We start from the raw sequence: 24,012 nt of genomic DNA, 5'->3' as shown, positions 1-24,012 counted from the left end.
GGCGTCTCCGCAGCAAACCCAAAAGCGAAATTACGCTTCGGTGCAGGTTAGACCTGTATGATCTCCGCTTCCTTGGTGGCAAGGGACTCGTCGATCTCCTTGATGACCTTATCGGTCAAATCCTGCACCTTCGTTGCCAGCGAATGGTGCTCGTCCTTGCCCATATCGCCGTCTTTCTCGGCCTTCTTCAGGTGCTCCATGCCGTCCCGGCGGACGTTCCGTACGGCCACCCGAGCCTGCTCGGCATATTTGTGGGCGACCTTGGCCAGCTCTTGGCGCCGCTCCTCGTTGAGCTCGGGGATCGGTAGGCGCAGGAGCTGCCCCTCCGTAACGGGATTGAGGCCGAGATCCGATTCACGGATAGCCTTCTCGACGGCGTTTACTTGGCTCTTGTCCCAGACCTGAACCGTGATCATGCGTGGCTCCGGCACGTTGACGGTCGCCACCTGATTGAGCGGCATCGGGTTGCCGTAGGCCGTAACCATGATGGGATCCAGCAGACTGGCGCTGGCGCGGCCGGTGCGGAGGCCGCTGAATTCCTGTTTGAGTACGGTGTGCGCACCATGCATACGCCGTTCGATCTCATCCAAGTCGAAGTCAGACATCTTGCCTTCCCCGCTCGCCGTTTTGCCAGGCGCTCATGTGCCAGGCGTGGCGTGCTCTGTTGGCGTTTCCAAGCGTTCCCCAGTGGGCTTATCCACCGTCTATGGTGGTCGAGGCGCCCTGCCCTTGCAACTCAAGAGCCAAACTCCCTTGGCTCTTGATGGAAAACACAATTATCGGAATCCGGTTGTCCCGGGCAAGCGCGATCGCCGCGCCGTCCATGATCTTCAGATCCTGCTTGAGCACCTCAGCGTAGCTGAGCCGGTCATAACGCTTGGCGTCGGGTACCTTCTTAGGGTCGGCGCTGTAGACGCCGTCGACCTGCGTCGCCTTGTACAAGGCTTGGCATTCCATCTCCGCGGCACGCAGCGCGGCGGCCGTATCGGTGGTGAAGAACGGATTGCCGGTGCCGCCGGCGAAGATCGCCACCCGGCCTTTCGCCAAATGGTCCAATGCTTTGTCGCGGATATAGGGCTCGCAGACGGTCGGCATGGGGATAGCCGAAAGGACCCGGGCCGTTGGGCCAGCGCGTTCGATGGCGGTCTGAAGCGCGAGTGCATTCATCACCGTGGCGAGCATGCCCATATAGTCGGCTCGGGCGCGGTCCATTCCACCTTCCGCCGCCATCAGGCCGCGATAGATATTGCCGCCGCCGACGACGAGGCAGATTTCGACGCCCATATCCGCCGCTGCGGCGATGTCCTTGGCGATCGGTTCAATGACGTCGAGATCGATGCCGTAGCCCTTATCCCCGGCGAGCGCCTCGCCGGAGAGCTTAACGAGAACGCGCCCGTAACGAAGTTTCGCGGTCGTCGGCGGATTGACCATCAGCGCAAACTCCGGCGGCGAGGCAACATCCTCGAGCCCAGGGGTGCCGGCGACTCCATGCGGGCCGCCGCGGCGACCCTAGGAGCCTGAGGCTGCGGCGGCAACCTCGGCGGCGAAATCACTCTCGCCCTTGTCGATGCCCTCGCCGAGGGCAAAACGGTAAAAGCCGGTGATCTGAATCGGCGCACCGGCGTCTTTGCCGGCGGCGTCCATAGCCTTCGCCACCGTGTTGTCGGGATCGTGGACAAAGGGCTGCTGGAGCAACACTACCTCCTCGTAAAACTTCCGCAGGCGTCCCTCGACCATCTTGGCGATGACGTCGTCAGGCTTGCCGGATTCCTTGGCTTGCTCGGTCAGCACGGCGCGCTCCCGCTCGACGAGCTCCTGGTCCAAGCTGTCGGTGTCCACGGATTGCGGGTTGGCCGCGGCAATGTGCATGGCGACTTGCTTGCCGAAGGCAGTCAGGGCGTCGGCGTCGCCCGTGGACTCGAGGGCGACGATGACACCGATCTTGCCGAGGCCCGGCGTGGCCTGATTGTGCATGTAGCTGGCCACCACACCCTTGTCGGCGGCGAGATGGGCCGTGCGGCGGAGCGTCATGTTCTCGCCGATCGAACCGATCATCTCCTTCAGCGTGTCGGCGACTGTGGCCTTCGTCGAGCCGTAGGTCGCGGCGCCGAGCTTTTCCAGGTCGCCTTGCGATTTGAGAGCAGCCGCGGCGATCTGGCCGACCATGTCCTGGAAGGTGGGATTGCGGGCGACGAAATCGGTCTCGGAGTTCACCTCGACCAGCGCGGCTTCCTTGTCGTCCGCCGACAAGCCGATAAGGCCCTCGGCGGCGACGCGGCCGGCCTTCTTGGCTGCCTTGGAGAGCCCCTTGGCGCGCAGCCAATCGACCGCAGCTTCCATGTCGCCGTCGGTCTCGTTGAGCGCGGCTTTACAATCCATCATGCCCGCGCCGGTCTTGTCGCGGAGCTCCTTGACCATGGCTGCAGTTATCGTCGGCATACGATCCTCTTCGGTTGCGCCCGCGCCTTGGCCGACGCGGCGTCTCGTTTACGCGGTTTCTTTGGTCCCGGCCTCGGGGGACTCGGCCTCCGCCTTGCTCTCGGTCTCCTTGGCGGCGGCCTTCGCCTTCGCGGGCTTCTTGGCCGGAGCGTCCTTTGCTTCCGGTGCTTCTTGGCCACCCTCGAGGCTTGGCTCGCTCAGGGGCTGTTCGGCCGCGCCGACATCCATGCCGGCGGAGCCTTGTGCCCGCTCGATCCCGTCAATCGCCGCGCGGGCGATGAGATCGGTGTAAAGAGTGATGGCGCGGCCCGCATCGTCATTACCTGGAATGGGATGGCTGATGCCGTCCGGATCGCTGTTGGAATCAACGATGGCGACCACAGGCATGCCGAGTTTGCGAGCTTCGGCAATAGCGATCGATTCCTTGTTGGTGTCGATCACGAACATGAGGTCCGGCGGCGCACCCATATCCTTGATGCCGCCAAGCGACCGCTCGAGCTTGTCCTTCTCGCGGGTGAGCTGGAGCAACTCCTTCTTGGTGAGACCGTGATGGTCCCCTTCGAAAAGCTCTTCCAGCGACTTCAGCCGCTTGATGGAGTTGGAAATGGTCCGCCAATTGGTCAACGTGCCGCCGAGCCAGCGGTGATTGATGAAGTATTGGGCCGAGGACCGGGCCGCGTCGGCGATCGCCTCGGAAGCCTGGCGCTTGGTGCCAACAAAGAGCACGCGGCCGCCTTTGGCCACAACATCCGACACGGTAACGAGCGCCTGATGCAGCAAAGGCACCGTTTGGGTCAGGTCGATGATGTGGATGTTGTTGCGGGAGCCGTAGATGAACGGCGCCATTTTCGGGTTCCAGCGATGGGTCTGGTGACCAAAATGCACACCAGCCTCGAGGAGCTGGCGCATAGTGATATCGGGCAGTGCCATTGGACTGCTAACTCCTTTTTCCGGTTTTGCCGCCGCGGGGCGAAGAGACCGGCCAAGAGCCGATCACCGGAGCGAGCGCAAAGGCTAGAAGACCTTTGTGACGCTTGATCCCCGCGTGTGAGATGCTGCGGGTTATAGGGGTGAGGCATCCCCTTGGCAAGCGCAGAAAAGCCCGAAAAAGTGCCGCGGGCCGGGCTAGAGTGCGCTGATGGAGCCGACGCCTTCGACGAGCTTTAGTTCGCTGCGCTGACGCGGCGTGGTGTCGATACCCCGCGGCAGGTCGAACTCGACCTCCTTGTCGAGCTCTTGCAAGCGCAGCACGAGGCGGAATTGGCCCTCGCCCCCTTTGCCGCCCACATGCTCGGCGAGCGCGCCCAAGGCGCGGGGGTCCTCGACATAGACCTTCATGCCGGCGGAGCGGCCCTCCGCGGCTCTGTCCAGCGAGGAGAGACTCTGCACCCGCACCCGCACGGTCTCGCCGTCGGCCTCGGCCTCGGCCTCCAGCACAACTGCCGTGCCGGCCTCAAGCAGCGGCCGGGCGGCGAGCAGTGCCTCGGAGAAGATGACCGCCTCGAATTGGCCCGTGGCGTCCGAGAAGGCCACGAAGGCGTAAGGATTGCCGCTCTTGCCCTGGCGCTCCCGCGCGGACAGGACGGTGCCAGCCAGCGTGCCCACCACGCGGCGGGTTCTAGCCTTAGAGGCGAATTCCGCCCATGTTTCGGCCCCGAGGCTGTCCAGGACCTCCTTGTAGTCATCGAGCGGATGGCCGGTGAGGAAGAAGCCGACCGCGTCGAATTCTTTGGAGAGTTTGTCGGTCGGCACCCAGGGCTTGGCGGCGCGCAGCTCGATGGCGGGGGGTGCATGTCGGGCGCCCGAGAACAGATCTTCCTGCCCTTCGGCGCTGGTCTCCAGGGCGCGGTTGCCCGTGGCAACCATGAGATCCACATTGGCGAACGCCACAGCGCGCTCGATGCCAAGATCGTCGAAGGCGCCGGCGGCGGCGAGCGTCTCTAGGGCGCGCTTGTTGACGAGGCGCGGATTGAGGCGCCGGGCGAAGTCGGACACGTCCTTGAAGGGGCCGTTCTCGGCGCGCTCCTCGCAGAGGAACTCGACCGCCTGACGCCCGACGTTCTTGAGCGCTGCAAGCGAATAGCGAATGGCGCCATCGTTGGGAACGAATCCCACCTCGGACAGATTGACGGAGGGCGGCTCGAGACGAATGCCCAGCCGGCGGGCCTCTTGCGCGAAGCTGCTGAGCTTGTCGGCATTGCCCATGTCTAGCGTCATGGAGGCGGCGACGAACTCGGTCGGATAGTTGGCCTTGAGATAGGCGGTCTGGTAGGCGATCAGTGCGTAAGCGGCGGCGTGGGATTTGTTGAAGCCGTAGCCCGCGAACTTCGCCACCAGCTCGAAAATGTATTCGGCTCGGCCTTTGTCGACACCGTTGCGAACGGCGCCGTCGACGAAGCGCTTCCGCTGCTTGTTCATCTCCGCCTTGATCTTCTTGCCCATGGCGCGGCGCAGCAGGTCGGCCTCGCCCAGCGAGTAGCCGGACAGCACTTGCGCGATCTGCATCACCTGCTCCTGGTAGATGATCACGCCGTAGGTTTCCGCCAGGATCGGTTCGATCGTGGGATGGAGACTCTCGATCTCTTCGCGTCCATGCTTGCGGTTCACATAAGTGTCGATGTTGTCCATCGGGCCCGGCCGATACAGCGCCACGATGGCGATGATGTCCTCGAAGCGGTCGGGCTTCAGCTTGCGCAAGGCATCGCGCATGCCCTGCCCTTCGAGCTGGAACACGCCGACGGTGTCGCCGCGCTGCATAAGGTCGTAGGACGCCCCATCGTCGAGCGGGATTTTGGCTGGGTCGATGTCGGGACCGTTGCGTGCAATAAGTTTCCGCGCCGTGTCGATGACCGTCAGCGTCTTGAGGCCGAGAAAATCGAACTTCACGAGACCTGCCGCTTCGGCCCACTTCATATTGAATTGGGTGGCGGGGAGCTGGGCGCGCGAGTCCCGATAGAGCGGGACGAGATCGATCAAGGGCCGATCGGCGATCACGACGCCCGCCGCATGGGTCGAGGCGTGACGATAGAGCCCTTCCAGCCGCTGCCCGATATCGAGCAGCTTGGCGACGATAGGATCTTTCTCTCTTTCTTCTTGAAGACGCGGCTCGCCGGCGATGGCCTGCGGCAGCGTCACCGGGTTCGCCGGGTTCATGGGTACGAGCTTGCACAGGCGATCCACCTGGCCATAAGGCATTTGCAGTACGCGCCCGACGTCGCGCAGCACGGCACGTGCCTGAAGCTTACCGAAGGTGATGATGTGTGCCACGCGATCGGCGCCGTAACGTTCGCGCACATAGGCGATCACCTCATCGCGCCGGTCCTGGCAGAAGTCGATGTCGAAGTCCGGCATGGACACACGTTCGGGATTCAAGAAGCGTTCGAACAGCAACCCGAAGCGAATGGGATCGAGATCGGTGATGGTCAGCGCGTAAGCCACGAGCGAGCCCGCTCCGGAACCGCGGCCGGGGCCCACAGGGATGCCCTGCCCTTTGGTCCACTTGATGAAGTCCGCCACGATCAAAAAGTAGCCCTGATAGTTCATGCCGGTGATGACATCGAGCTCAAAGACGAGACGCTCCCTATAGGACGCCTCGTCATGACCGGGCGCGGTGCCGTGCTGGGCGATACGGACTTGGAGTCCTGCTTCGGCCTGCCGCCTCAGTTCCGCGGCTTCGGTCTCGGCAAGGACGCTCGTCGCTTTCTCGCCGGACAGGAAGGCCGGCAGGATCGGGTCGTGCTGCGTGGGCCTGTAGGCGCAGCGTTGGGCAATCTCGACCGTGTTCTCGATCGCTTCGGGCAGATCGGCGAAGAGTTCGCGCATCTCCTCGGCCGTCTTGAAGTAATGCTCCGGGCTCAAGCGACGTCGCTCATCCACGGCGACATAGCTTCCTTGCGCGATGCAGATCAGGGCGTCATGGGCTTCGAAATCGTCTTGGGTGGCAAAGAAGGGTTCGTTGGTGGCGACCAGGGGGAGTGCGAGATCGTATGCGAGCTGCACCAATTGGGATTCAACAGTCCTCTCGTGCCGTAGGCCATGGCGTTGGAGTTCCACGTAGAGCCGGTCGCCGAACAGCGTTTGCAGGGCTTCCAAACGACTGCGAGCCAGGTCCGGATTGCCGTTGGCGAGCGCAACGTCAATGACCCCCTCCGGCCCGCCAGTGAGCGCGATCAGGCCGGCGGCATGGGCGGCAAGCTCATCGATGGTCACAAGCGCCTCGCCTGTCTCGGCGGCCATGAAATAGGCGCTAGTCGACAGGCGCATGAGGTTGGCGTAGCCGGTCTCGTCCTTGGCAAGGAGCGCTAGGGGGCCGTCCGACTTCGGGCCGCGCAGGTCCGCGCCCGGCGTCGGCTCGCGTCGCGCCTCGAAGGTGAGCGCCAGGGTGCAGCCAACAATGGGCTGGATGCCAGCGCCAGCCATGGCTTCGGAAAACTCAAGCGCGCCGAAGAGATTGTTCGAGTCCGTCAGCGCCAGGGCTGGCGCTTCGTCGGCCTTCGCGAGTTGCACCAGGCGGGGGATGGTGAGGGCCCCTTCGAGCAGCGAATAGGCTGAGCGCACGCGAAGATGCACGAAGGGTTGGGATCGCTCGCTCACGGTTCCTTCTTTCGGGTTCTGCCTTTGGGCTTTCACCCTTTCGGATTCGCGCGGCAACATCGACGGCGATCTCGAAGATATCCCGGCGATTCACGGCCCACCGGTCTGAAAAGCCAGCGTCCAATGTTCTTCTATTGTTCTTTTGGGGTCAAGCCCTAGCGGTCGACTTCGACCACGACAACCTCTTCCTCGACGAGGTGGCCGTCCGCCAGACGCAACGTGCGGTCCATACGGGCCGCGAGTTCGAGATTGTGGGTGGCGATCACCGCCGCCACGCCCTCCTCGTTCACGAGTTGCATAAGCTCGTCGAAGACACGCTCCGCTGTGTTGGGATCGAGATTGCCCGTGGGCTCGTCCGCCAGCAGGATCTTGGGCTGGTTGGCGACGGCGCGGGCAATCGCCACGCGTTGCTGCTCGCCGCCGGAAAGTTCCGCGGGCCGATGGTCCCAGCGTTCCTTGAGACCAAGCGTCACCAAGAGGTCCTTGGCGCGGGCCTGCGCGTCGGCCTTGGTGAGCCCAAAGATGAGCTGCGGTAGCATGACGTTCTCGAGCGCCGAGAACTCCGGCAAGAGATGGTGGAACTGATAGACGAATCCCACCTCCATGCGGCGGACCCGGGTGCGTTCATTATCGTTGAGGGTGTTGCAATCGACGCCGTTGAGAATGACGCTGCCTGAGTCCGGCTTTTCGAGGAGACCGGCGATGTGCAGTAAGGTCGACTTGCCGGCGCCGGACGGGCCGAGAAGCGCAACGGTCTCGCCTGGGTAGAACGTGGCGGAGGCTTGCTTGAGCACGTCGATGCGGCGGTCGCCTTGCGTGAAGCCGCGATCCAGGTGCTCGAGCCGCAGAGCCGCTGTTCTCTCGGGATTATCCACCGTGCCCCCTATTCGTAGCGCAGCGCTTCAACGGGATCGAGACGCGAAGCCCGCCAGGACGGATAGACGGTGGCGAGCACGGAGAGCACGAGCGCCATGATAACGACGGTGCCGGTCTCGCCGGAGTCCATATCGGCCGGCAGCTGCGACAGATAGTAGAGTTCGGCCGGGAAGAGTTCGGTGTCGGTCAGCCAGGCGATGACCCCGCGGATGCGGTCGATGTTGAGGCAGACGAGCACGCCCAGAGCGAAGCCGGCAACGGTGCCGACAACGCCGATGCTCGCGCCGGCGATGAAGAAGATGCGCATCACCGCCCCTCGGGTCGCGCCAATGGTGCGCAGAATGGCGATGTCGCGGCCCTTGTCCTTTACCAGCATAATGAGGCCCGAGATGATATTCAGCGCGGCTACGAGCACGATCAGCGCCAAGATCAAGAACATGACGTTGCGCTCCACTTGAAGCGCGGTAAAGAAGGTCGCGTTCCTCTGCCGCCAATCGCTGACATAGATTGTCGGGCCGCCGGCGGTGATGATTTTCGGCGCGAGATCGGCGACTTCGTCGGGCGAATCGAGAACCACTTCGAGCACGGTCACCTTATCGGGCTGGCTGAAATAGCGCTGCGCCTCCTTCAGCGGCATGAACAGAATGCTCGCATCGTATTCCGACATGCCAATCTCGAAGATCGCCGCCACGGGATAGCGCTTCACGCGCGGCGCCGTGCCGAGCGCCGTGGATGGCCCGCGGGGTGTCAGGATCGAGACCTCGTCCCCGACCTTGACGTTGAGGGAATTCGCCATGCGGCTGCCGAGCGCCAAGCCTGGGTTGTCGTCGAAGCCGTCCAGCGTGCCGAAGCGGATATTGCTGGAGATCGACTTGAGACTCTTGAGGTCGGCCTCGCGCAAGCCGCGCACCAGCGCGCCGCTCGATGTATAGGGCGTGGAGATCAGCACCTGACCTTCGACCAAGGGCAAGGCGTATTTCACGCCCTCGACCTTGCGGACCCGGTTGGCGACCTCGTCATAATCCGTGAACTCGCCGAGGCTGTGCACCACGACGTGGCCGTTCAGGCCCAGCATCTTGTCGAACAGCTCCTGGCGGAAGCCGTTCATCACCGCCATGACGATGATCAGTGTGGCGACGCCAAGCATGATGCCGATGAAGGAAAATCCGGCGATCACCGAGATGAAGCCTTCCTTGCGGCGTGCGCGCAAGTAACGCAGCGCCACCATCCATTCGAAAGGCGCGAATGCCCGCGTGCTCGTGGCCGAACTCATGCGCCTTCCTTTCGCGCCTCTTCCGCCGCCTCAACCAACTTAGTCAACGCGGCCTCGAAGGTAAGACTATGGCGGGCGCCCGTGGCGCGCTCTTTCAACTCGACCTCGCCGGCCTTCAGGCTCTTGGGCCCGACGATCAGCTGCCAAGGGAGACCAATGAGATCCATGGCGGCGAATTTGGCCCCTGCCCTGTCGTCGCGGTCGTCATAGAGGACATCGAATCCCGCCGCTTGCAGCTGTGCGTAGAAATCCTCGCATGCGACATCGTTCTCGGCGTCGCCCACTTTCAGGTTGATCAGCCCGACATCGAACGGCGCTACGGCTTGGGGCCAGATGATGCCCGCATCGTCATGCGAAGCTTCGATGATGGCGCCGGCGAGCCTGGACACGCCGATACCATAGGACCCCATTTCCACTGGGACGAGCCCGCCGTCTGGGCCTTGCACCTTGGCGCCCATGGCCTCGGAGTATTTCGTGCCAAAATAGAAGACTTGTCCCACCTCGATGCCGCGCGCCGAAAGCTGCATGTCGGAGGGCACTTCGCTGTCGAAACGCTCGGCATCGTGCACGTCGTCGGTGGCGGCGTACAGCTCGGTGCGTTGACGGACATAAGGCGCGAGGTCACCCTCGTAGTCCACGTCCCGTGGCGGTGTCGGCATCTGCACCAAGTCCTTATGACAGTACACTTGGGACTCTCCGGTCTCAGCAAGAATAATAAATTCGTGAGAGAGATCACCGCCAATCGGGCCCGTCTCCGCGCGCATGGGCACCGCGCGAAGTCCCATGCGGGCGAACGTGCGTAAATAGGCAACGAACATCTTGTTATACGATTTGACGGCGCCCTCTTTATCGAGGTCGAACGAATACGAATCCTTCATCAGGAACTCGCGACCACGCATGACGCCGAACCGCGGCCTGACCTCGTCGCGGAATTTCCATTGGATATGATAGAGGATGCGGGGCACGTCCTTGTAGGACTTCGCGCCTGCGCGGAAGATCTCGGTGATCATCTCCTCGTTGGTCGGCCCGTAGAGCATGTCGCGCTCGTGGCGGTCCTCGATGCGCAGCATCTCCTTGCCATAAGCCTCGTAGCGGCCGCTCTCCCGCCACAGCTCGGCGGGCTGGATGGTGGGCATGAGCAGTTCGATGGCGCCGGCCCGGATCTGCTCCTTGCGCACGATCTGTTCGATCTTGCGCAGCACCCGGTGTCCGAGGGGGAGCCAAGAGTAGATGCCAGCGCTCGATTGCCGGATGAGGCCAGCGCGCAGCATCAGCCGGTGTGAGACGATCTCCGCTTCCTTGGGATCGTCGCGCAAGAGTGGCAGGAAGTAGCGGCTGAGGCGCATTAGGCGAGCCCTGACGGCGTTGGACAGCAGGTATTAGCGCGGCGCCTGCCGTTTTGCTGTGAGCCATGTTGGCGAGATGCAGCAATACCCGCTCGCCGGGCCCCCTTCAGCGGCTAATAGCCAAGATCGCAAGGGGAGGCAATCGACCCGGTTCACGAATCCAACGGGTTGCGCGACTGGATAGTGAGTGGACGGAGCGATGCAGCAGGGCTTGAAGGATTGCCTGGTACAACGCGGGGTAGCGACAGTTTAGTGCTTCTCATTGAGGCGACCGCAAATGTTGCCTGGAACGTGGGCAGATTTGCTGATCGCGGACACTGGACAACTGCCTGATTTCGTCTTGCGTTCTCTTTCTCGGAAAGTATGACGCATAATTCTGCGGCGACGGGTCACAATCATGGTGACAATTTGGCGCGGCTAGGCTAGTGTCCCGACACAACGTTAGAGCGTTCGGGACCTTTCGATCTCGGGAGTGAAGCGTTGAGAGATTGGACTAGGTCCAAGTCTTGGGAGGAAGTACTCCAGGCGCGTTAATCATGCGAATGCATGGGCGCTGCCGCTTTTTGACCGGCCTCGACGGCTCCCCGTGACGGCGAGCCAGGTTGGTGGAAGAGACAAGGAGTCAGGATACTGAAGCAAGGTCGAGCAGACCTTGCTTTTTTTTTCGACTGCTGTCCGGCGTGCCGGCTTAGCGGCTTTCCTGCACCGCTTCGTAGCGCGGGAAAAACGGAATGTCGTCGAGCTTGATCACCTTGTGGACGATGACGGCGTAGACGCCCGCGAAAACGATCGCCGAAATGACTGTTGTGGCGAGCATTTTCGGCAGAAGGCGCGGCCGGTGGGGGGCGCTTTCGGCGAACCCGGGAGAGCCTTCCTCGCCGGCTTCCTCTGTCGTGCGCACGCCGATTGGCAGCATGGCGAACAGCACGATCCACCAGATGATGAAATAGATGGCGAGCGCGAAGACGAGGCTCATGGTCTTTAAGCCTCCTCGAGCTCCACCAGAGTTCCGCAGAAGTCCTTGGGATGCAGGAATAAAACGGGCTTACCGTGGGCGCCGATCTTGGGCTCGCCGCTGCCCAGCACGCGCGCGCCCTCCTTCAGCAATTGGTCGCGCGCCTCTTTGATATCAGGGACTTCGTAGCAGAGATGGTGGATGCCGCCGTTCGGATTGCGCTCCAGGAAGGCGGCGATGGGCGAGCCTTCGCCGAGGACGCCGAGGAGCTCGATCTTGGTGTTCGGCAGCTCGATAAAAACCGTGCTAACTCCATGTTCCGGCTGCTCTTCTTCCGGCGACACAGTGGCGCCCAGGGTGTCGCGATAGACCGCGGTGGCGGCCTTCAGATCGGGCACGGCAATGGCGACATGGTTCAAACGGCCAATCATGAAACTCTGCTCCAGCGCGAAAAATAGTGGGAAGATTGCATGCGCATAGTGGCGTTCTCGATGGTCAATTGCGGGCCTATAGCACCGTCGTGAGCACCGTGCACACCGGCTTCTTGCCCCAGGCCTGATTGAGGGCCGCGCGCACGCCTCGGCGCACCGCCTCGGTGACAAGCGCAGGATCTTTGCGCCTCGGACGGGGGATGCTCTCCACCGTGCCGATGGCTGCATCGCGCGCGATCTCCCAGAGCGGTACCCCCTGATTGTCCTCCTCGGGGAGCCCGTTCAGAGCGATCTCCGGATCGGCCACCAGCTCGCCCTTGGTGGTGAGAATCAGCGACACCGAGACGATGCCCGCGAAGCTCAGCTTGCGGCGCTCGCGAACCTGTCCGTCGTCGGCGCTCGTCAGAATGACGCCGTCGCGATAGAGGCGCCCCACCGGCACGTCGTCGATAATCTCGGCGGGCTGCGGCAACAGCCGGACCATGGTGCCATTGCGCGCGCGGATCACCTGCTTGATGCCGAGATCCTCGGCGAGCTCCGCATGCGCTTCGAGGTGTCGTCCTTCGCCGTGCATCGGCACGGCAACGTCGGGCTTCACCCAGTCGTAAAGCTGCTTGAGCTCGCCACGGCGCGGATGGCCGGAGACGTGCACGAGCGCGTCCTGATCGGTGAGGATCTCGATGGCATTGTCAGACAGCGCATTCTGCACGCGCGCGACCGCCTTCTCGTTTCCGGGAATGGTGCGCGAGGAGAAGATCACCCAGTCGCCGGCCTTCAAGGAAATGCTTGGATGCTCGCCGGAGGCGATGCGCGCCAGGGCCGCGCGCGATTCGCCCTGGCTGCCGGTGCATAGCGCCACGACCTTGTTCGGGGGGAGCTGCGCGAATGCCGTCTCTTGATGGAAGTAAAGATCGGGATCCAGATAGCCAGTCGCCTGCGCCGCCTCGATGACGCGGTACATCGCCCGCCCGGCGATGACGAGCTCGCGCCCAGCGGCGCGCGCGGCCTTCGCCACGGAGCCGAGACGCGCCACGTTGGAGGCGAAGGTCGTCACCGCCACGCAATTGGGCGCTTTCGCGATGAGCTGCTCTAGGTTCACCGCGACCTCGGCCTCGGATGGCGAGATGCCGTCGCGGATGGCATTGGTCGAATCGCAGATCAACGCGGCAACCCCGTCGCGGCCGATCTCGCGCAAGCGCGTCTCGTCGGTCGGAGCACTGGTCAAAGGCTGCTCGTCGAGTTTCCAATCGCCGGTGTGCAGCACCGTGCCAAGCGGCGTGGTGATCGCGACGGCGTTCGGCTCGGGAATCGAATGCGACATGGCGATCAGCTCCACGTCGAAAGGCCCGATGCTGCGCCGTCCGCCCATGGGCACGACGTCGAGGGGCAAATCCTCAACGCTCATGTTCATCTCGCCGAACTTCAAGCGCAGCATCTCCGCGGTGAAGGGCGTGGCGTAGATCGGCACGCGGCCGAGCAGCGGCCACAAGTCGGGGATGGCGCCGTAGTGGTCCTCATGGGCATGGGTCAAAAGGAGGCCGGCGATGTTGTGGCGCTCTTCCTCGAGAAACCGGATATCCGGCAAAATGACGTCGATGCCCGGTTCGTACTCGCCGCCGAAGGTCACGCCCATGTCGACGATCAGCCAAGTGTAAGCGCCGTCACGGCCATAGCCATAGAGATAGAGATTCATGCCGATCTCGCCGACGCCGCCAAGGGGCACGAAGACGAGCGCGTCACCGCCGCGATTTGATTTCGGGGACACTCGGCTCAAGACGGTCTATCGGCTCGCGAAGAAGACATCGCCGGCCGTGATGTGCTTCTCGCCGGCGGCGGTCTTGAGCCGCAGCGCACCTTCGGAATCGAGGCCCGCATAGGCGCCTTCAATCTCTTCGCCATTGACCCGGGCGACCAGAGGACGGCCCAACGGGCCGGCGCGGTCGAGCCAGGCGCGCCTGATGGTTGGGAAGGTCGCGCCCTCGGCCCAGCGCTGAAGCCATTCGTGAGTGGTCGCCGCCAAGACTTGGAGCGCTTGGGCCGGCGTGACGGTGAGACCGTAGGCATCGAGACTGATCGCCGGTTGCGGCAGGTTCTCAGGGTAAGCCGCGAGATTGATACCGGTACCGATGACGACGGTGGTGCCTGGCTTGTTCGGGTTCCCCACGTTCTCAAGGAGCATGCCGGCGACCTTCTCCTCGGACAGCAACACGTCGTTCGGCCATTTGAGCAGAAGCGCCGAGCGGCCCTCATAAGCGATGAGCTTGGCGACCGTCTCGTAGGTCACGATACCGGCGACGAGGGCGAGCTGACTTGCGGTCGGCAGCGGACAGTTGAGCCGGATCAGCAGGCTCGCAAACAGGTTGCCGACTTGGGAAGTCCATTCGCGGCCGGCGCGCCCCCGGCCCTTCGATTGGCGAGCCGACCAGATCCACAGCGGACCGGGCTCCCCCATGTCGGCGCGCCGTCTGGCTTCCGCATTGGTGGAATCGACCGTGTCCAGCCGCAGCAGCCGATGGCCGGCGGGCATCTTGGGTGAAGGTGAAGCGACAAAGCTCATTTAGAACAATGATTTGGCAGCTACGCCGGCGGCCGCAACCAGTGGCGCCGGGTAGACGAAGAAGAACAGGATCAACACCCCGCTTGCACCGAGCACCACGGCCAAGATCCGCGGCATGGGCTCGAAGCTTTCGACGGGCTCGTCAAAATACATGATCTTGACGATACGTAGGTAATAGAACGCACCCACCACGCTCAAGAGCACGCCGATGACCGCAAGCGCATAGAGCCCGGATTCAATGGCGGCGAGGAAGACGTAGAACTTGGCAAAGAAGCCCGCAAGAGGCGGAATGCCGGCCAGGGAAAACAAGAGTATGGCCAGCATCAGCGCCATGAGAGGGCTCGTGCGGGACAGGCCCGAAAGCTGGCTGATCTCCTCGACCATCTTGCCGTCCCGCCTGAGCGACAGGATGAAGGCGAAGGTGCCGAGCGTCATGACCAGATAGATGGCCAGATAGACGATCACGCCTTGCACGCCTTCCGCCGTCCCGGGTGCGAGACCGACCAGCGCGTAGCCCATATGACCGATGGAGCTATAGGCCATCAGCCGTTTGATGTTGCGCTGCCCGATGGCGGCGAAAGAGCCGAGCGCCATGGAGGCGATAGCGAGGAAGATGACGATCTGCTGCCATTCCGTGGTGACCGCGGGAAAGGCGGAGATCATCACCCGCACGAGCAGCGCCATGGCCGCGATCTTCGGCGCCGCGGCGAAGAAGGCGGCGACCGGTGTCGGTGCGCCCTCATAAACGTCCGGCGTCCACATGTGGAACGGCACGGCGGAAATCTTGAAGGCGAAGCCCGCGAGCAGGAACACCAGACCGAAGATCAGGCCGAGATTGGCGCCGGAGGGCTGCACGGCGCCTGCGATCTGCGCAAACTCGGTGGAGCCGGTGAAACCATAGACGAGCGAGGCGCCGTAAAGCAGCATGCCCGAGGACAGCGCCCCGAGGACGAAATATTTCAGCCCCGCTTCGGAAGAGCGCGCGGAGTCCCGCTTGAAGGCGGCGACCACATAGAGCGCGAGGCTCTGGAGCTCTAGCCCCACATAGAGCGCGATGAGATCGTAGGCCGAGATCATCATCAGCATGCCGGTGGCGGCGAAGAGCAGGAGCACCGGATACTCGAATTTCACCCCGCCCTCGGTGTCGCGCCAGTAGGTGAGCGACATGACGAGAGCGACAGTGGCGCCCACGAGAGCCAGCAGCTTCAGCATGCGCGCGTAGGGATCGACGATGAAGCTGCCGGTGAAGAGGGTGACGGTGCCCTCGCCGGTCGCGACGAAAATTCCGGCCAGGGCGAGAACCGCGACCGCGAGCCACAGGACGAGCTCACCGCGTTCCTGGCCGCGCCCCCCTACGCCGACCATGAGCAAGGCCATGGCGCCCACCGCGAGCGTGATCTCGGGCAGGATGGCGAGGAGATGGGCTTGGTCGAACACCGCGGCCTCCTCTACGGCGCCAGCGCGAACCGCGCCTGTTCGGCTGCGGCAAGGCTCGCTTTGAAGTCCGAGATCAACGCTTGGACCGAGACGGCCGAGACGTCGAGAACCGGGTTTGGATGGAAGCCGAAAAAGATGGTGATGACGATCAGCGGCACTATCACAGCGATTTCACGCCAGGAGAGGTCCTTGATGTGCTTCAGCGCCGGGTTGGTGATCGTGCCGAAAATAATGCGGCGGTAGAGCCATAGGGCGTAGCCCGCCGACAGGATGATGCCCGTCGTGGCGAACAGCGCGACCCAGGTATTCACCTCGAAGGCGCCGAGCAGCGTCAGGAACTCGCCGACGAATCCGCTGGTACCGGGCAGACCGACATTGGCGAGAGTGAAGATCATGAACACGGCGGCATAAAGCGGCATGCGGTTCACCAGCCCGCTGAATACGGAGATCTCGTGCGTGTGCATGCGGTCGTAGACGACGCCGACACAGAGGAAGAGCGCGGCCGAGACGATGCCGTGAGACAACATGAGGAAGATGCCGCCCTGGAGACCCTGCATGGTGAGGGTGAAGATGCCGATGGTGACAAAGCCCATATGGGCGATCGACGAATAGGCGATCAGCTTCTTCATGTCCTCTTGGGCAAGCGCTACGAGCGAGGTGTAGATGATGGCGATCACCGACAGCGCGAAGATGAGCGGCGCGAACTCGGCCGAGGCCAGCGGGAACATGGGAATCGAGAAGCGCAAGAAGCCGTAACCGCCGAGCTTCAAAAGGATGCCGGCGAGGATCACGGAGCCCGCGGTGGGCGCTTCCACATGGGCATCCGGCAGCCAGGTATGCACGGGCCACATGGGCAGCTTTACCGCGAAGGAGGCGAGGAAGGCGAACCAGAGCCAGGTTTGCATTTCCGGCGGGAAGTCGTGGGTGAGCAGCGCCGGGATGTTGGTGGTGCCCGCCTCCCAGTAGATCGCCATGATAGCGAGCAGCATCAGCAGCGAGCCGGCGAGCGTGTAGAGGAAGAACTTGAAGCTCGAATAGACGCGCCGGGGGCCGCCCCAGATGCCGATGATGAGGAACATCGGGATCAGACCGCCCTCGAAGAACAGATAGAACATGACCAGGTCGAGGGAGCAGAACACGCCGAGCATCAGGGTCTCGAGGACCAAGAAGGCAATCATGAACTCCTTCACCCGCACCTTGATGGCGCCGAAGCTCGACAGGACGGTGAGCGGCATCAGCAGCGTGGTGAGCACCACGAACGGCATGGAGATGCCGTCGAGGCCCATATGGAAGGTGATGGGGCCGAGCCAGGGCCGCAGCTCCACGAACTGAAACTGCGCCGTGGCGGCATCGAAGTCGCGCCACAGCAGCAGCGAGATTGCGAAGGTGATGAGCGTCGTCCACAGCGCGATATAGCGCGCGTTGCGGTAGGTGCTCTCGTCGTTGCCGCGCAGCGCGAAAATCAGCAGCGCGCCGACAACCGGCAGGAAGGTCACCGTGGAAAGGATCGGCCAGCCATAGCTCATGGGGTCAGCGCGCCTCCCGCCACGATGAAATAGGTGATGAGAAGCGCCACGCCGATCAGCATGACAAAGGCGTAGTGATAGATAAAGCCGCTCTGAAGCCGGACCACGCGGTTGGTAATGTCCATGACCCGGGCGGCGATGCCGTTCGGCCCGATGCCGTCGATGACCGCGCCGTCGCCGTACTTCCAGAGACAATTGCCGAGCCATTTCGCGGGCCGCACGAACAGGCGGTCATAGAGCGCGTCGAAATACCAGGCATGAAGGAAGAACTGGTTGGTCGCCGGGAAACGCTTGAGCAGGCCGAACGGCAGGAGGGGCTGCCACATATAGCAGTACCAGGCGATGAGGAAGCCTGCCGTCATGGCGAGGGTCGGCGACAGCGTCAGCCAGAACGGCACGTCATGATGGCCGTGCTCGGGCAGCACGATGGAGTCGCGCCAGAAGGCGACCTGATCGGCGCCGATGAAGAGATGGCGGAAGCCGAGGCCCGCGAACAGCGCGCCGGCGGCCAGGATCAAAAGCGGCAGGCCCATGGTCCAGGGCGGTTCGTGGGCGTGATCGAGGACTTGTCTGCCGCCTTTGAAATTGCCCTCGAAGGTCATGAACATGAGACGCCAGGTGTAGAGCGCGGTGAGGAAGGCCGCGATCAGGGTCATCCAATAGGTGTATTGGCCGACGGGGGTGTGATCGAACCAGGTCGTCTCGATGATGAAGTCCTTGGAGACGAAGCCCGAGGTGAGCGGGAAGGCGGTGAGCGCAAGCGAGCCGATCAGCATCATGGCCCAGGTGAAGGGGATGACTTTGCGCAATCCTCCCATGCGGCGCATGTCCTGATTGTCGGCAAGGGTGTGGATGACGGCACCGGCGCACAGAAACAGCAGCGCCTTGAAGCAGGCATGGGTGAAGAGGTGGAACATCCCTGCCCCGAACGCGCCGACGCCTTCGGCGGCGAACATGTAGCCGAGCTGCGAGCAGGTCGAATAGGCGATGACGCGCTTGATGTCGGTCTGCACCACGGCGGCGGTTGCGGCGAAGAAGGCGCTGGTGGCGCCGATGATGGCGACGAAGGCGAGCGCATAGGGGGCGAGATCGAACAGCGGCGACAGGCGAGCCACCATGAACACGCCGGCGGTCACCATGGTCGCGGCATGGATCAGGGCGGAAACCGGCGTGGGGCCTTCCATGGCGTCGGGCAGCCAGGTGTGCAACAGGAACTGGGCCGACTTGCCCATGGCGCCCATGAACAGGAGGAAGCAGATCAGCTCCAGCACCGGCACTTCCCAGGCGAGGAAGGTCATGGTCTTGCCCACCTGGTCGGGGGCGGCGGCGAAGATCGTGTCGTATTGCACGGCGCCGAAGACGACGAAGATGGCGAAGATGCCGAGCGCAAAGCCGAAATCGCCGACGCGGTTGACGATGAAGGCCTTGATGGCGGCGGCGTTGGCTTCCGGTTTCTTGTACCAAAAGCCGATCAAGAGATAGGAGGCGAGGCCGACGCCCTCCCAGCCGAAGAACAGCTGGAGCAGATCGTCGGCGGTCACCAGCGCCAGCATGGCGAAGGTGAACATGGAGAGATAGGCGAAGAAGCGCTCCTTGTGCGGATCCTCGTCCATGTAGCCGACGGAATAGAGGTGCACCACCGACGACACGGTGTTGACCACGACCAGCATCACCGCGGTCAGCGTGTCGACGCGGATCGACCAGATCGTCTTGAACTCGCCGGAGGTGATGAAGCCGATCAGCGCGATGCGGACGTCGTTGCCCCCGATGGCGACCTGATAGAAAGCGACCCACGACAGGAAGGCGGCGATGAACATCAGCGAGATGGTCACCACCTCGCAGGCGCGCGCGCCGACGAACCGCCCGAGTAAGCCGGCGAACAGGGCCCCGATCAGGGGCAGGAAGAGGATCGCCTGATACATCGCGCCCTGCCGTCAGCCTTTCAGGAGATCGATTTCGGTGACGTCGATCGTGCCGCGGTTGCGGAAATAGACGACGACGATGGCGAGCCCGATCGCGGCTTCCGCCGCCGCCACGGTGAGCACGATCAGGGTGAAAACCTGCCCGACGAGATCGGCGTGGAAGGCGGAGAACGCCACCAGATTGAGGTTGACCGCGAGCATCATCATCTCGATCGACATGAGAATGACGATGACGTTCTTGCGATTGAGAAAGATGCCGAAGATGCCGATGGTGAACAGCACCGCGGCGACGGTGAGATAGTGGCTGAGACCGACGGTCATTTGAGCCCCTTCCCCGTCTCGACCTGGACCACCTCGATGGCGGTCTCGCGGGTGCGGCCGACTTGGGCGGGGACGGACTGGCGGCGCACGTCGCGCTTGTGGTGGAGGGTGAGGACGATGGCGCCGATCATGGCCACCAGGAGAATGAGGCCCGCCGCCTCGAACAGATAGACGTAGCGGGTATAGAGCAACTCGCCCAAGGCCTGGGTATTGCTCATCTCGGACGCCGGCGGCGTGGGCGCATCCCTGATGAGATCCGGCGCGGTCAGCCAGGCGCCCACCACGAAGACGAGCTCCACGAGCAGCAGAATGCCGACGATGGCGCCGACCGGCAGGTATTTGAGAAAGCCCGCGCGCAGCTCGGCGAAATTCACGTCGAGCATCATCACCACGAACAGGAACAGCACCATCACCGCGCCCACATAGACGACCACCAGGATCATGGCGAGGAACTCGGCGCCAAGCAGCACGAACAGACCGGCGGCGTTGAAGAAGGCGAAGATGAGATACAGCACCGCGTGCACCGGGTTCTTCGCGGCGATGACCATGACCCCGGCGCCGATGCACATCGTGGAGAACAGATAGAAGAACAACGCGGAGAGCATCATGCAGCCTTCTTCGTGCTGACTAGCAGATCAAAGCAGAGCCCGGCGCGGCCGCCGGGCACGGAAAAACGTTTTGCCCCCAAGATCCCCACGAGCCCCTCATCGATACGGCGCATCGAGCGCGATATTCTTGGCGATTTCGCGCTCCCAACGGTCGCCGTTCGCGAGCAGCCGGTCCTTGTCGTAATAGAGCTCTTCGCGGGTTTCGGTGGCAAATTCGAAGTTCGGGCCCTCGACGATGGCCTCGACGGGACAGGCCTCCTGACAGAAGCCGCAATAGATGCACTTCACCATGTCGATATCGTAGCGGGTGGTCCGCCGTGTGCCGTCGTTGCGGCGGGGGCCGGCCTCGATGGTGATGGCTTGCGCCGGGCAGATCGCTTCGCAAAGCTTGCAGGCGATGCAGCGTTCCTCCCCATTAGGATAGCGCCGCAGTGCGTGCTCGCCGCGGAAGCGCGGTGAGAGCGGGCCTTTCTCGTACGGGTAGTTGAGAGTCGCCTTGGGGCCGACGAAGTACTTCATGGCGAGCCAGAAGGCCGACACGAACTCCAGCAACAGAAGCGATTTGGCGGATTGGGCAACGCGCATCACGCGTCAACTCCTCTCAAAAACCGTATTGCCAAAGGCGCAAGACCGCGGCCACGACCACGACGGCGGCAAGCGACAAGGGTAGAAACACCTTCCAGCCAAGCCGCATCAGCTGATCGTAGCGATAACGCGGCACCATGGCCTTGACCATGGAGACGAGGAAGAACAGGAAGCCGACTTTCAGGACGAACCATAGCACGCCGGGTATCCAGGTGAAGGGCGCGACCGGGAATGGCGGAAGCCAGCCGCCGAGGAAAAGCACCGTGCCCAGCCCGCACAACAGGATGATGGCGACGTACTCGCCCAGCATGAAGAGCATGTAGGGGGTTGAGGAGTATTCGACCATGAACCCGGCCACGAGTTCCGATTCCGCCTCCAGGAGATCGAAGGGCGGCCGGTTGGTCTCGGCAAGCATCGAGATGAAGAAGATAACGAACATCGGGAACAGCGGCAGCCAGTACCAGCCGAACAGGCCCCAGCCCCGGTCCTGGGCCATGACGATGTCCGTGAGATTGAGCGAGCCGGCGACAAGCAGCGCGGTGATGATGACGAAGCCGAGGGAGACCTCGTAGGAGACCATCTGCGCGGCCGAGCGCAGCGCGGCGAGGAAGGCGTATTTCGAGTTCGACGCCCAGCCGGCGATGATCACGCCGTACACCTGCAGGCTCGATATGGCGAAAATGTAGAGCACGCCGACATTGATGTCGGCGACGGCCCAACCCTTGTCGACGGGCATGACCGCCCAAGCGGAAATCGCAAGTCCGGCCGTGATAATCGGCGCCAACAGGAATAGGCCCTTGTTGGAGCCCGCCGGGATGATGACTTCCTTGAAGACGAATTTCAGAAGGTCGGCGAAGGACTGCCACAGGCCGAAAGGCCCGACCACGTTTGGGCCGCGCCGCATCTGCACCGCAGCCCATACTTTACGGTCGGCGTAGAGCACGAACGCAACGACGATCAGCAGGACAACGATCAGCGCCACGCTATGTGCGACGATGAGAGCGGTCGGCCATCCGTAACTGGTCCAGAATTCAACCATCGGTACCGGTCGCCTTCTCGGGCCCGCCGGCGTGCATCGCACTCAAACTCGCCATGATGGCGGAGGCGCGGGCCACGGGATTGGAAAGGTAATAGTCCTCAATCATGAGACCGAAGCGGTCCTTGCCGGGTTTGGCCGGCTTGCCGGCAAGCTTCTCGATGGCGGCGGCGTCGGCCGGCTCCACGAGATCGAGCAGGGCCAGATGCGGACAGGCCGCATACATCTTCGAACGCAGCTCTTGCAGACTGTCGAAGGGAAGCGCACGGCCCAGCACGGCGGAAAGCGCGCGGAGGATCGTCCAGTCCTCGCGGGCCTCCCCCGGGGGGAAGATGGCGCGGGCGGTCATCTGCGCACGCCCTTCGGTATTCACATAGGTGCCGTCTTTTTCGGTGTATGCGGCGCCGGGCAAGATCACGTCGGCGCGGTGTGCGCCGCGGTCGCCGTGGCTGCCCTGATAGATCACGAAGGCATCGCCGAACCGGTCCGCGTCGATCTCGTCGGCGCCGAGCAGGTACACGACGTCGAGATCGCCGCTGCCCGCGGCGTCGAGTATGCCTCCTACGTCGAGACCGCCCTTCCCCGGCACGAAGCCGAGATCGAGGCCGGCGACACGACCTGCTGCCGTATGCAGCACGTTGAAGCCGTTCCAGCCGCCGGTCAGCGCGCCCACCTTCTTTGCGGCCTTGGCGGCCAGCGCCAGCACCGCGGCGCCGTCAGGCCTAGCGAGGGCGGCCTGCCCCACGACGATCATGGGCTTCTCGGCCTCTTGGAGCGACTTGGCAAAGGCATGAGAGCCGTCGGCGATCTTGGCGAGGGTTTCGGGCCCGCCGCCGAGATACTCGCAAGGATAGGTGAGATCGACTTCCGTGCCGATAAGGCCGAGGGGCATCCGGCCCTCGCGCTGATGCCAGCGCTTCAGAACGCGCGCATTGAGCACCGGCGCCTCGACGCGGGGATCGGTGCCGACAAACAGAACGGCGTCCGCGTCCTCGATGCCGCCGATCGTGGTGTTGAACAGATAGGTCGCGCGGCCCAACGAAGGATCGAGCTTGGCGCCGTCCTGGCGGCAATCGATGTTCGGCGAGCCGAGCCCGCCAGCGAGTTCCTTCAAGGCGTACATGTCCTCGGCGGCGGCGAGATCGCCGGCGATGGCGCCGAACTTCTTGCCATCGAGGCCGCTCAGCTTCGCTCCGATCGCCGCGAACGCCTCGTCCCAGGTGGCGGGCTCAAGCTTGCCTTTGCGCTTCAGGTAAGGCCGGTCGAGACGCTGCGTGCGTAGGCCGTCCCAGACATGGCGCGCCTTGTCGGAAATCCATTCCTCGTTCACCGCATCGTTGACGCGCGGCAGGATGCGCAACACTTCGCGGCCGCGTGCATCCACCCTGATGGCCGAGCCCAGCGCGTCCATGACGTCGATGGAGGGCGTCTTGGTGAGTTCCCAGGGCCGCGCCACGAAGGCATAGGGCTTAGCGGTCAGGGCACCGACCGGGCAGAGGTCCACCACGTTGCCCGACAGGTTCGAGTGCATGCCGTGCTCGAGGTAGGTGGTGATCTCCATGTCCTCGCCGCGGCCGATGGCCCCCAGCTCCTGAACGCCGCCGACCTCGGTCATGAAGCGCACGCAGCGTGTGCAGTGAATGCAGCGCGTCATATAGGTCTTGATCAGCGGCCCGAGATATTTGTCCTCGACGGCGCGCTTGTTGTCCTGGAAGCGGCCGGCGTCGAAACCGAAGGCCATGGTCTGATCTTGCAAGTCGCACTCGCCGCCCTGGTCGCAGATCGGACAATCGAGCGGGTGATTGATGAGCAGGAATTCGAGCGTGCCTTCTTGCGCCTTTCGCGTCGTCGCGGAACGAGTCAGCACGGTCGGCGGCGTGCCGTCACGGCTGGGCCTGAGATCGTTCACGGACAAGGCGCAGGAGGCCACGGGCTTCGGCATCCCGACGACCTCGACGAGGCACATGCGGCAATTACCGGCGATGGACAGACGCTCGTGGTAGCAGAAGCGCGGGATCTCGACGCCGGCCATCTCGCAGGCCTGAATCAGCGTGATGCCATCCGGGAAATCATGCTCGGTGTCGTCGATGATGATCTTCGGCATGGT

The 24,012-nt window shown here is 63.2% G+C and carries 20 protein-coding genes; all 20 read right to left on the bottom strand.

Translation table 11 applies throughout. The features are described from left to right. Window positions 1-47: 47 nt before the first annotated feature. Complete coding sequence (frr, locus tag ACSLE4_RS12255) at window positions 48-605, bottom strand: ribosome recycling factor (protein WP_435904720.1); 558 nt, start codon at window positions 603-605, stop codon at window positions 48-50. Window positions 606-693: 88 nt separating this feature from the next. Then, window positions 694-1,431 (bottom strand): UMP kinase, encoded by a 738-nt coding sequence (gene pyrH, locus ACSLE4_RS12250; RefSeq protein WP_435904719.1) that lies wholly within the window; start codon window positions 1,429-1,431, stop codon window positions 694-696. 78 nt (window positions 1,432-1,509) lie between these two features. After that, the gene (tsf, locus tag ACSLE4_RS12245) at window positions 1,510-2,439 is read right to left on the bottom strand and encodes a translation elongation factor Ts (protein ID WP_435904718.1); all 930 of its coding nucleotides are present in this window, start codon (window positions 2,437-2,439) and stop codon (window positions 1,510-1,512) included. A 48-nt stretch (window positions 2,440-2,487) separates the two neighbouring features. Then, window positions 2,488-3,369, bottom strand: coding sequence for a 30S ribosomal protein S2 (rpsB, locus tag ACSLE4_RS12240; RefSeq protein WP_435904717.1), 882 nt, complete (start codon window positions 3,367-3,369; stop codon window positions 2,488-2,490). Between the two features lie 195 nt (window positions 3,370-3,564). Next, window positions 3,565-7,032, bottom strand: a complete 3,468-nt coding sequence (dnaE, locus tag ACSLE4_RS12235; protein ID WP_435904716.1) for a DNA polymerase III subunit alpha — start codon at window positions 7,030-7,032, stop codon at window positions 3,565-3,567. A 155-nt stretch (window positions 7,033-7,187) separates the two neighbouring features. Next, window positions 7,188-7,907 carry an ABC transporter ATP-binding protein gene (locus ACSLE4_RS12230; protein ID WP_435904715.1) on the bottom strand — a complete coding sequence of 240 codons (720 nt, stop codon included), beginning with the start codon at window positions 7,905-7,907 and terminating at the stop codon, window positions 7,188-7,190. A gap of 8 nt (window positions 7,908-7,915) precedes the next feature. After that, window positions 7,916-9,181, bottom strand: a complete 1,266-nt coding sequence (locus ACSLE4_RS12225; protein WP_435904714.1) for a lipoprotein-releasing ABC transporter permease subunit — start codon at window positions 9,179-9,181, stop codon at window positions 7,916-7,918. Further along, window positions 9,178-10,527 (bottom strand): proline--tRNA ligase, encoded by a 1,350-nt coding sequence (gene proS, locus ACSLE4_RS12220; protein WP_435904713.1) that lies wholly within the window; start codon window positions 10,525-10,527, stop codon window positions 9,178-9,180. The genes ACSLE4_RS12225 and proS overlap by 4 nt, the downstream gene beginning before the upstream one ends. 688 nt (window positions 10,528-11,215) lie before the next feature. Further along, the gene (locus ACSLE4_RS12215) at window positions 11,216-11,503 is read right to left on the bottom strand and encodes a DUF1467 family protein (RefSeq protein ID WP_435904712.1); all 288 of its coding nucleotides are present in this window, start codon (window positions 11,501-11,503) and stop codon (window positions 11,216-11,218) included. 5 nt (window positions 11,504-11,508) lie between these two features. Next, window positions 11,509-11,913 (bottom strand): methylmalonyl-CoA epimerase, encoded by a 405-nt coding sequence (gene mce, locus ACSLE4_RS12210; protein ID WP_069623956.1) that lies wholly within the window; start codon window positions 11,911-11,913, stop codon window positions 11,509-11,511. Between the two features lie 76 nt (window positions 11,914-11,989). Continuing rightward, window positions 11,990-13,678, bottom strand: a complete 1,689-nt coding sequence (locus tag ACSLE4_RS12205) for a ribonuclease J (RefSeq protein ID WP_435904750.1) — start codon at window positions 13,676-13,678, stop codon at window positions 11,990-11,992. A gap of 15 nt (window positions 13,679-13,693) precedes the next feature. Continuing rightward, window positions 13,694-14,470 (bottom strand): biotin--[acetyl-CoA-carboxylase] ligase, encoded by a 777-nt coding sequence (locus ACSLE4_RS12200; protein WP_435904711.1) that lies wholly within the window; start codon window positions 14,468-14,470, stop codon window positions 13,694-13,696. Further along, window positions 14,471-15,907, bottom strand: coding sequence for an NADH-quinone oxidoreductase subunit NuoN (gene nuoN, locus ACSLE4_RS12195; protein ID WP_435904710.1), 1,437 nt, complete (start codon window positions 15,905-15,907; stop codon window positions 14,471-14,473). It lies immediately after the preceding gene. Window positions 15,908-15,918: 11 nt separating this feature from the next. Beyond that, on the bottom strand, window positions 15,919-17,433 hold the full coding sequence (locus tag ACSLE4_RS12190; RefSeq protein WP_435904709.1) for an NADH-quinone oxidoreductase subunit M: 1,515 nt from the start codon (window positions 17,431-17,433) through the stop codon (window positions 15,919-15,921). Next, window positions 17,430-19,355 (bottom strand): NADH-quinone oxidoreductase subunit L, encoded by a 1,926-nt coding sequence (nuoL, locus tag ACSLE4_RS12185; protein WP_435904708.1) that lies wholly within the window; start codon window positions 19,353-19,355, stop codon window positions 17,430-17,432. Before nuoL ends, ACSLE4_RS12190 begins: the two co-directional genes overlap by 4 nt. A gap of 12 nt (window positions 19,356-19,367) precedes the next feature. Next, the gene (nuoK, locus tag ACSLE4_RS12180; RefSeq protein WP_435904707.1) at window positions 19,368-19,676 is read right to left on the bottom strand and encodes an NADH-quinone oxidoreductase subunit NuoK; all 309 of its coding nucleotides are present in this window, start codon (window positions 19,674-19,676) and stop codon (window positions 19,368-19,370) included. Continuing rightward, window positions 19,673-20,284 (bottom strand): NADH-quinone oxidoreductase subunit J, encoded by a 612-nt coding sequence (locus tag ACSLE4_RS12175; RefSeq protein ID WP_435904706.1) that lies wholly within the window; start codon window positions 20,282-20,284, stop codon window positions 19,673-19,675. The genes nuoK and ACSLE4_RS12175 overlap by 4 nt, the downstream gene beginning before the upstream one ends. A 96-nt stretch (window positions 20,285-20,380) precedes the next feature. Then, the gene (gene nuoI, locus ACSLE4_RS12170; RefSeq protein ID WP_435904749.1) at window positions 20,381-20,869 is read right to left on the bottom strand and encodes an NADH-quinone oxidoreductase subunit NuoI; all 489 of its coding nucleotides are present in this window, start codon (window positions 20,867-20,869) and stop codon (window positions 20,381-20,383) included. 16 nt (window positions 20,870-20,885) lie between these two features. Further along, the gene (nuoH, locus tag ACSLE4_RS12165) at window positions 20,886-21,908 is read right to left on the bottom strand and encodes an NADH-quinone oxidoreductase subunit NuoH (protein ID WP_435904705.1); all 1,023 of its coding nucleotides are present in this window, start codon (window positions 21,906-21,908) and stop codon (window positions 20,886-20,888) included. Then, window positions 21,901-24,009 (bottom strand): NADH-quinone oxidoreductase subunit NuoG, encoded by a 2,109-nt coding sequence (gene nuoG, locus ACSLE4_RS12160; RefSeq protein ID WP_435904704.1) that lies wholly within the window; start codon window positions 24,007-24,009, stop codon window positions 21,901-21,903. Before nuoG ends, nuoH begins: the two co-directional genes overlap by 8 nt. Window positions 24,010-24,012: the final 3 nt, after the last annotated feature.

This window comes from Methyloceanibacter sp. (genome assembly GCF_051306395.1).
Classification (GTDB): Bacteria; Pseudomonadota; Alphaproteobacteria; order Rhizobiales; family Methyloligellaceae; genus Methyloceanibacter.
The sequence above is the reverse complement of the archived record's forward strand: the minus strand, read 5'-3'. Positions and strand labels throughout refer to the sequence as shown.